The 2,104-nt window shown below is 33.4% G+C and carries 1 protein-coding gene; it reads left to right on the top strand.

Translation table 11 applies throughout. From position 1 onward, the window contains the following. Positions 1-136: 136 nt before the first annotated feature. Positions 137-1,804 (top strand): IS1634 family transposase, encoded by a 1,668-nt coding sequence (locus IQ264_RS32270; RefSeq protein ID WP_193986822.1) that lies wholly within the window; start codon positions 137-139, stop codon positions 1,802-1,804. Positions 1,805-2,104: the final 300 nt, after the last annotated feature.

Raw genomic sequence — 2,104 nt, 5'->3', positions numbered from 1 at the left:
CCCACATTCCGCAGATATTAAAGGAAAATTGATCATTTTCTAAATTGAAGAACGTAAACCCTGAAATGATTAGCTGGTAATCATTTCAGGGTTTTTTGCCCTAAAATAAACTCGTTGGTGAGCAAGAGGAAAAACCATGAAAGAGTCCCCAGAAGCCATAAAAGTTCTAGATATAGACCATTTAGGAATAGTAGCGGGAATAATAGATGAGATGGAAATGGTGTCAGAAGTCAATAAAATAGTGGGAATAAAAGAAAGAGAAAGTCTCAGTTCAGGACAAGTAATGAAAGCAATGATTTTGAATGGGTTAGGATTTTTGAGCGCCCCATTATACTTATTTGAAGAGTTTTTTGTTGGAAAAGCGACAGAACATTTAATCGGAGAAGGAATCTTACCAAGACATTTAAATGATGATAAACTAGGCAGAGAATTAGACAAATATTACCAAGTAGGAACAACCAAATTATTTACAGCTATTGCCCTAAAAGCAGCGCATAAATTTCAAGTAGAAATGGATAGTGTCCACTTAGATGGAAGTTCCATGTATGTACATGGAGAGTATGAAAAAGAGCCAGAGCCAATAAATCAAGATAATCAAGAAGCAGCAGAAAATAAATTAGAACTAGAATCAGAGAGCCAACCGATAGAAATAGTATATGGATATTCCAGAGATAAAAGACCAGATCTGAAACAATTCATTATAGACATGATTGTGACTGGAGATGGAGATATCCCATTATACTTTAAAGTAGATTCAGGAAACGTAGATGATAAAAGTGTATTTGTTGACCGACTAAAAGAATTTAAAAAGCAATGGACATTTGCGGGAATATGTGTAGCAGACAGTGCCTTATACACAGCAGATAACTTAGCAGCAATGAGCGGATTAAAATGGATAACCAGAGTACCATTAAGTATTAAAGAAGCTCAAAAAAAAATCTTAGAAATAGAAGCCAATGAATGGATAGATAGTAAAATAGCCGGATATAAAATAGCTTCTAGAGAGAGTGAATATGGAAACATAAAGCAAAGATGGTTAATTATCGAAAGCGAAGCAAGAAAGAAATCAAGTATTAAACAAGTAGAAAGACTTGTAGAAAAGCAGAGGGAAAAAGCAGAAGCAGCGCTGCGTCAACTATCCAGACAAGAATTTGCTTGTCAGCCTGATGCTGAAATAGCGATATCAAAACTATCAAATAGCTGGAAGTATCACCAAATAAAAGAAGTTTCATATAGCGAAAAAATCGAACATAAAACAGCAGGTCGGCCAAGTAAAGGGACTCAGCCAACTCAAATAAAATATCAAATTAAAGGTCAAATAGAAACCAGAGCCGAAGTAATTGAAGCCGAAAATATCAAAGCGGGAAGATTTATATTAGCTACAAATGTATTAGATAGAAATGAATTAAGTAATCAGCAGGTACTAGAAGAATATAAAGACCAACAATGTGATGAAAGAGGATTTAGATTTTTAAAAGATCCATTATTTTTTACTTCCAGTGTGTTTGTGAAAAACCCGAAAAGAGTAGAAGCAATTGCGATGATAATGGGACTATGTTTACTAGTATATAATCTAGCACAAAGAAAGTTGAGACAAGAATTAGCAACAGCGAATAGTAGCATCAGAAATCAAGTAAAGAAATTAACAAATAAACCGACAATGAGATGGGTATTCCAGATGTTTCAGTCAGTGCATTTGCTGATGATAAATGGGCAAAAGCAAATGAGTAACTTCACCGAAGAACGGCAAAGTATTGTGAATTATTTAGGGAATAGCTGTGGGAAATATTACTTAATTGTTTGAGGAAAGCTGAACGAGCCGAAAAGCTCTCTGGTGATTTTATAAATAATAATAAATAGCAGTCCATAGCGAAAATCTTGTAATTTTTGCTAGGATTGTTTTGCTGATTTTTGGATAAATGACTTGCTGAGTCGAGAGATTTAATCTATTTTTTAAACTTAATATAATTAAATTAATTAATTTTCCCTAATCAGGAATATCAAAAATGAATTTACACCTAAAATAAGGCGGATAAAATAATTTTTTATAGTAAGTTTTTCAAAAATATTAGTAAATCTGAGTCATTTCTGCGGAATGTGGGTT

The sequence above is a fragment of the [Phormidium] sp. LEGE 05292 genome (genome assembly GCF_015207735.1).
Taxonomy (GTDB): Bacteria; Cyanobacteriota; Cyanobacteriia; order Cyanobacteriales; family Aerosakkonemataceae; genus Floridanema.
The sequence above is the reverse complement of the archived record's forward strand: the minus strand, read 5'-3'. Positions and strand labels throughout refer to the sequence as shown.

Excerpts from the sequence above, each read along its gene's own strand:
- IQ264_RS32270 (WP_193986822.1), top strand. The coding sequence starts at position 137 with ATGAAAGAGTCCCCAGAAGCCATAAAAGTTCTAGATATAGACCATTTA.